Source organism: Pseudoalteromonas sp. BSi20480 (assembly GCF_000241365.1).
In the GTDB taxonomy this organism is placed as follows: Bacteria; Pseudomonadota; Gammaproteobacteria; order Enterobacterales; family Alteromonadaceae; genus Pseudoalteromonas; species Pseudoalteromonas marina.
In genome coordinates this window covers 1-6979 of sequence record NZ_BADX01000167.1, presented here as the reverse complement: position 1 = coordinate 6979, position 6979 = coordinate 1, and the positions used below count along the sequence as shown (strand labels likewise).

The 6979-nt window shown below is 39.0% G+C and carries 3 protein-coding genes, 4 tRNA genes and 2 pseudogenes; 3 read left to right on the top strand and 6 right to left on the bottom strand.

The window, feature by feature from the left end:
* Positions 1 to 3 precede the first annotated feature (3 nt).
* From P20480_RS01195 to P20480_RS01210, 4 genes are all read right to left on the bottom strand, one after another.
* A tRNA-Thr gene (locus P20480_RS01195) sits at positions 4 to 79 on the bottom strand.
* Positions 80 to 157: 78 nt separating this feature from the next.
* A tRNA-Phe gene (locus P20480_RS01200) sits at positions 158 to 233 on the bottom strand.
* Between the two features lie 49 nt (positions 234 to 282).
* A tRNA-Thr gene (locus tag P20480_RS01205) sits at positions 283 to 358 on the bottom strand.
* Positions 359 to 415: 57 nt separating this feature from the next.
* Positions 416 to 491: transfer RNA gene (locus P20480_RS01210), tRNA-Phe, on the bottom strand.
* Positions 492 to 830: 339 nt separating this feature from the next.
* Between P20480_RS01210 and P20480_RS18850 the strand changes: the two are divergent.
* A pseudogene (locus P20480_RS18850) lies at positions 831 to 3606 on the top strand (ATP-binding protein).
* Positions 3607 to 3669: 63 nt separating this feature from the next.
* Here the strand turns inward: P20480_RS18850 and P20480_RS01215 are convergent.
* Positions 3670 to 3942 (bottom strand): oxidative damage protection protein, encoded by a 273-nt coding sequence (locus P20480_RS01215; protein WP_006794326.1) that lies wholly within the window; start codon positions 3940 to 3942, stop codon positions 3670 to 3672.
* 34 nt (positions 3943 to 3976) lie between these two features.
* Positions 3977 to 5041, bottom strand: a pseudogene (gene mutY, locus P20480_RS18845) (A/G-specific adenine glycosylase).
* A gap of 162 nt (positions 5042 to 5203) precedes the next feature.
* On the opposite strand from mutY, the gene trmB reads away from it, so the two are divergent.
* Both trmB and P20480_RS18840 read left to right on the top strand, forming a co-directional pair.
* Positions 5204 to 5929: a tRNA (guanosine(46)-N7)-methyltransferase TrmB gene (gene trmB, locus P20480_RS01220; RefSeq protein WP_006794328.1), complete on the top strand. Its 726-nt coding sequence runs from the start codon at positions 5204 to 5206 to the stop codon at positions 5927 to 5929.
* Between the two features lie 45 nt (positions 5930 to 5974).
* A partial coding sequence (locus P20480_RS18840; protein ID WP_033025888.1) for a methyltransferase occupies positions 5975 to 6979 on the top strand: 1005 nt, incomplete at its 3' end.

Sequence of the window (6979 nt, the reverse complement as noted above, 5' to 3'; positions counted from 1 at the left end):
GAATGGTGCCGACTAACCGAGTCGAACGGTTGACCTACTGATTACAAGTCAGTTGCTCTACCAGCTGAGCTAAGTCGGCACACTAAATTATTTGAAAGGTAGTTTTGAACAGGGGTTAAAAACAAAAAAGCCCTGCATAAGCAAGGCTTTGTATAAATGGTGCCTCGACCCGGAATCGAACCAGGGACACGAGGATTTTCAATCCTCTGCTCTACCAACTGAGCTATCGAGGCACTTAAACAGTGCTAATTAAATGTTGTTAAAACACTTAACTAAAATAAATGGTGCCGACTAACCGAGTCGAACGGTTGACCTACTGATTACAAGTCAGTTGCTCTACCAGCTGAGCTAAGTCGGCACACTAAACTGTGTGCTAAGGCACTTAATCAATTTTAAAGATTGATAAACTTATAAATGGTGCCTCGACCCGGAATCGAACCAGGGACACGAGGATTTTCAATCCTCTGCTCTACCAACTGAGCTATCGAGGCACTTAAACAATGCTAATTAAAAATCTTAACCGATTTTTAATTTAACTACCAACAACATCTACTAAGTCAGCTGTCTGGGCGTGCGGCGTATTAAACGAGTTTTGCCCTTACAAGTCAACTTTTTTTTTATCCTTTACGACTGTTTGAACGGTTTTCAAGCAACTCAGTACATTTTTTATTGATAACGTACATTTTTACCACAAACCAGTCTATATATATGAAATATTATAACTAAATCAGACTAAAACCGTAGTGAATTATTTTTGGTAAATGGTACGATTAGTTCAGATACCTATGCTAATAGCTAAAGTAGCAAAAACACATCAATGGGAACATTCAATGCAGAGTAAATTCTCTTCGCCGGTAAAAGGGTTATTACCACTTTTTTTTATATTTAATATTGCAATTACCGCTCTTGCTGTATTTGGTTACTCGTTCTACATCAAAAACGATACACAAACAGTTAAACCTGAGCCATCGGTAAATATTAAAACACTCGCATCTACATTAAATCAGCCTATGATCGACGCGCTAACAATGTATGGCCAAGACAAGGTTAAGCAATTACTCGACTTAACATCCTCTTTAGATGATGAATTTGAATATACTCTTTATCGTTTCAGCGCGACTTCTGATACACAACTCGTTTACAGCAATAGCGAGACCGCACCTGAGTCCATCAAAATCACACAATATAATGAGAACACAGGTGTGTTGCATCATATTCTCTTGCTTAACGATCAGCCAATTGGTGAGCTAATTATAAAACAAGAGTTAGCTTCACCACCATTAAGCATGCAAGACTCTCAGGTAATTGCATATGGTGTTGCAATCGCAACTGTTATTTCTTTATTTATCTTCGCGTTACTTTTTAACGTATACATTAATGGCCGTTTACGTAAAAGCACTGACTCACTCTCGCAAGAACTTCAGGCTATTACAGAGCAAGGTAACTACAATAGTAATGTTAATGAACAGCTAGATATTGGTTTAGGCTCTGTAGCACAAAGTATAAATGTACTACTTAAGCAAGTGCAAACAGCCCTTAGCGATAACGAGTCGGTACAAAAAGAACTGAAAAAACTACAAAATGGTTTAGAGTCAGAGGTGCAAAACCGCACTATTGCACTCGAGCGAGAAACCTTAAAAGCTCAAAGAGCTAGCGAAACTAAAACCACCTTTTTTGGCTACTATGAGCCACGAAATCAGAACGCCTATGAATGGTGTTATTGGCACTATCGACTTGCTTCGTCAAACAGACCTTGATGGTGCTCAGCATCGCTTAAGTACTATTATTCGCGAATCAGCATTCTCACTACTGAGTATTTTGGATGATATTTTAGATTTTTCTAAAATTGAAGCTGGTAAGCTTAACATAGACCCAATCCCCTTTTCAGTGAGCGATACCCTAGAAGAAGTAACTCGCGTTTTGTCGTCGGTCGCTAAAAAACGAGAACTCGATTTAGAACTATCAATTGCGCCTGATATTCCAGTAAATCTAGTCGGTGACAGCGTACGTGTGCGCCAAGTACTTTATAATTTATGCAGCAATGCAATTAAATTCACAAGCACTGATGAAAAAACCCAAGGCCATGTGAGAATTTCGGTTGAGGTTGCGCATAACACCGCCGACCACTTTACCTTGCGCTTTTGCGTAACCGATAACGGCAAAGGGATGACACAAGCTCAGCTAAGAGACATATTTAGCCCGTTTGTTCAGGCTGAGAGTTCAATAACCAGAGAGTTTGGTGGCACAGGCTTAGGGCTTTCTATTTGTAAGAGCCTAACAGAGTTAATGTTAGGTACTATTCATGTAAATAGCCATGCAGGTATTGGCAGTGAATTTACCGTTGAGCTGCCTTTTAGCACCTCTGGTAAAATAAAATATGCTCATAAAAATGCCTTAGACGGCAAACCAATTATTGTTGTAAGTAACAACCTTCAACGCGAAAAAATAATGTACCGTTATTTATCGTTTATGGGTGCAAAAGTTATTTATGCGCACACAGAAAAAGAAATTGAACAACACCAAAACACAGAGGGTGCTATTTGGGTTGCTGACGGCATAGATAATATTGATGATATTAACTCTTTATTGAGGCGGTTATTGTACTCACTTGAGGATTACAATCAGCAAGTAGTCGTATTAAGCAAACTAGATGAAGCGGCCATTAATCATAAAAACATATTTTACATAAATGCATCTCCGCTTTGTAAGTCAAACTTTATGCTTTCTATTTTGGTTGCAGCAGGCTTACATCAACCAAAACAAATTAAAAAAGCAAAATCGCTAAATAACTATTTAAATATTGAGCAAGCTCGAGAATCAAATAAATTAATTTTGCTTGTTGAAGACAACCTTCTAAACCAGCAAGTTTTAACTGACCAGTTGCATATATTGGGGTATGGCGTAGAGGTTGCCAACAATGGCGAAGAAGGCCTAGATATGTGGAGAAAGAACAATTTCTCACTTATTTTAACCGATCTACACATGCCAAAAATGTCGGGATATGACATGGTTGAAAAAATTCGTAACGAAGCTGAATTACTAGAAGCCATAGACGCACAACCTTATATAGTTGCAGTTACCGCTAACGCTCTCAAAGGTGAAAAAGAACGCTGTTTAGCAGTAGGTATTAATGACTTTATTACAAAGCCTATAGAACTCAATGCGCTTGAAGATACTTTAAAACGCTGGAGCGACAAGCAAGCTCCTAAGCAAGCGCTAGCTCCTCAACAAAACACTGCCTTGCCAATAGATATGGATGCAGTCGCCAAATACGTAAATGGCGATAAAGCAAAACAACTTCGCTTTTTCAAAATGTATTTAGAGCAAAGTCAAAGTTTAATTAAATCAATAAATTCAGGCGTTATGGTTAACGACCTAGCAGAAATAATTGAGGGTTGTCATCAACTCAGATCTATTTCTAAAACCATTGGGGCAGAAACAGTTGGTAAGCTTGCCGGTGCATTTGAAGATAAATGCAAAGCGGACGAACTAACAACTGATGAATTAATTGATTTACGCGACCAGTTAGAAATTGAATATTCTAAAGCGGCTCAATTTTTAAAAGAGCAAGTTAGAAAGGCTGAGGAAGAAAACGAAGAGTTTTAGCACTTAATAGCTAAATAATTAGCAATAAAAAAGGGGCTTTTAGCCCCTTTTTTAATAAGTTATTTATTTTTCTGGCGGTCTATAGCCTTCAATTTCTACGTCTTTACCTTCAAACAGAAAGCCAACCATTTGTTCTTCTAAAAATGTACGATGCTCTGGATCCATCATATTTAAATGCTTTTCGTTAATTAGCATAGTTTGTTTATGTTGCCATTGAGCAAAAGCTTCTTTAGAGATGTTATTAAAGATCTTTTCACCAAGCTCACCCGGGTAAAGTTGAAAACCAAGGCCTTCGGCTTCTTTTTGTAACTTTTGACAAAATACAGTACGTGCCATAATTAATTTCTCTTAAGCGTTAAATGCAAACAGTTTAACCTATTGGTGCAATTTGTTTAACCAACTTTTTAGTTGGTGCAGCCAAACCCACTTCTACTGATTGATCTAGCGGGTACCAAACTAGCTGCCGTTCGTTAATCACATCCGGGATTTGTTTAAGATTTAATATATGTGGGTTAATAGTCAGCTCAAAGTGAGAAAATACATGGGTGAATGGTACCAATGGCTCAAGTTCTGATTTAAAGCCATGTTGAACTAAAAAGTCATCTAGCTGTTTACGCTCAGCAAACTCAAAAAAACCAAACAATCCCCCCCAAATACCAGAGCTAGGGCGTTTTTCCATAAGGACCTTATCGTCACTATTTTATAATTAGCTGATGACAGTCTTTTTTTAGGCACTACTTTTTTTTGGCTTCGAATGAGGAAATTCTTTAACCTTACTAGCATTAAACGCACCGCAGCGGCTGTTTAACGGGCACGGCTCACAATCAAAGCGGCTACGTGAACATAAGCTTGCACCTAAATCCATCATAGCTTGGTTGAATTCAGTCACATTATTTTTAGGTGTTAATTGCGACGATAAATGCCAAAGCTGGTTTTCTACTTTTTTTACCCCATACCAGCCCTCCACCATAAAATAGCGTGCCAATACTCGCTTTACATTACCATCTAAAATGGGGTGATGCTGGCCAAGCGACAATGACAATACAGCCCCTGCTGTAGAACGCCCTATACCGGGCAAGTCCATAACTTCCTCAAGCGTTTGAGGAAACAGCCCGTTGTATTTATCGCGAACTATCTTTGCTGTTTTATGAAGGTTTCGCGCGCGGGCGTAATAACCTAAACCAGTCCAGTGGTGAAGAACCTGATCTTCTTCGGCATTCGCCAAAGCGATAATATCAGGAAAGCTTTTCATAAATTTTTCAAAGTATGGGATCACAGTAACAACTTGAGTTTGCTGGAGCATAACCTCAGAAACCCACACTTTATAAGGTGTTTTACCCAATTGCCACGGCAGTGTTTTTCTGCCATGAAGGTGATACCAATCAACTACTTGCTTTGAAAACCAGTGAGACTGCTCTTTATTTAAGTCCAACATATTATACTTTTACTCATTCTCAATGGCGGGTCAGTCTATTGCAGTGAGTAAAAAGATCAAGCTATAGAGGCTGTAAAACCAGCTAATACTTGTGATTGAGGCCATCGTCAGGGATAATATGCAACCATTTTTAAACACATTGTTTTGTCAGGCCAATTAGATATGAGTGAATCAAGCAATACCAACCTAGAGCAAGCTAAGCAAGAAGGTAAATACATCCGCACCATTCGCAGTTTTGTAAAACGCGAAGGTCGATTAACCAAAGGCCAAGCCGCTGCAATCGAAAAATGCTGGCCAACAATGGGCTTAGAGCATAAAAACGGCATGCTTGATTTAAGCCAAGTATTCGGCAACAACAATGATGTAGTCCTAGAAATAGGCTTTGGTATGGGCAAGTCGCTTGTCGAAATGGCTAAAAATGCTCCACACCTAAACTTTATTGGTATTGAAGTACACCGCCCTGGCGTTGGTGCATGTTTAATGGATGCCGACGAAGCGGGCGTAACTAATTTACGCGTGTTTGAACACGATGCTGTAGAAGTGCTTGCTGATTGCTTAAGCGATGAAAGCCTAACTACATTGCAATTATTCTTCCCAGATCCATGGCACAAAAAGCGCCACCATAAACGCCGTATTGTACAAACTGAATTTGCTGAAAAGCTTCGCTCAAAATTAAAAATAGGCGGTGTTTTTCATATGGCTACTGATTGGGAGAACTACGCAGAACATATGCTAGAAGTAATGCAAGCGGCTCCGGGTTATAAAAACCAATCAGAAACAAACGACTACGTACCTCGCCCTGATTTACGCCCTCTTACCAAGTTTGAGCAACGCGGCCACCGATTAGGTCACGGCGTTTGGGACTTAATGTTTGAGCGCACCAAGTAATTACACTTTTATATTAATTTAACACTTAGTAAGGCAAAGCCATTTATGAGCGTATTAACCAACCCAAGTTTACTGTTACTTCGAAATAGCGAGGCATTAACGGGTAAATCTATATTGGTGGTCAACTTTGTTCAAGATGGCTTTTTAGCTGAGCTTAAAACGCTGAATCCAAATAGCAAAATTACAGCGTTTAGCTATAACCATGCTAATGGTGAATTTGCTAAAAACACTCATGGCGTTGATGTGAGCGTTAACCACACCATTACCGGTAGCGACTATGACTTAGTTATTCTTTATTACCCTAAGTCAAAACCAGAATTGCTAATGGCGCTTGATAATATACGCGCGGTAATAACAAGCGATGCCGAGTTATTAGTGGTTGGCGAAAATAAGAGTGGTGTTAAATCGATTGAAAAACAATTAGCAGGCAAAGCTCAATATAGTAATAAGATTGATTCGGCTAAACACTGCGTACTTTACTCATTTTCTCAAATTGAGCTTAATGCGCAATTTGATATTAGCCATTACCATAAAACATTTACCGTTAGTATTGCCGATACATCATTTTCAGCTATCAGCGTACCTGGCGTGTTTAACCATGGCTGTTTAGACGCTGGTACCAAAATGCTACTCGAAAATGCCCCTTCAACCAAACAAGGTAAAGTACTCGACTTTGGTTGCGGTGCTGGCTTAATTGCGACCTTTCTGGGTTTAAAAAATACAGCTCTTGAATTTGTATGTAGTGACGTAAGCGCACTTGCAACCTATGCAACAACTCAAACTTTAAAGTTAAACGGGGTAACTGGTGAGGCAATTCTCAGTGATGGCCTTAAAAATATTAGTGGTAAGTTTGATTTAATAGTGAGCAACCCGCCGTTTCACACAGGAATTGCAACAGACTACAGCGTTGCTGAAACGTTTTTAGCTAACGCAAAACAACATTTAACTAAAAACGGAAAACTAACCATTGTGGCAAACAGCTTTTTAAAATATCCGCCAATTTTAGAAACACAATTTGAAACTTATCAAACTGTTTTCAAAAACAATAAA

What these genes read in the sequence shown, in the direction of transcription:
- P20480_RS01215 (WP_006794326.1), bottom strand. Translation starts at nt 3,942, where the DNA reads ATGGCACGTACTGTATTTTGTCAAAAGTTACAAAAAGAAGCCGAAGGC.
- trmB (WP_006794328.1), top strand. Translation starts at nt 5,204, where the DNA reads ATGAGTGAATCAAGCAATACCAACCTAGAGCAAGCTAAGCAAGAAGGT.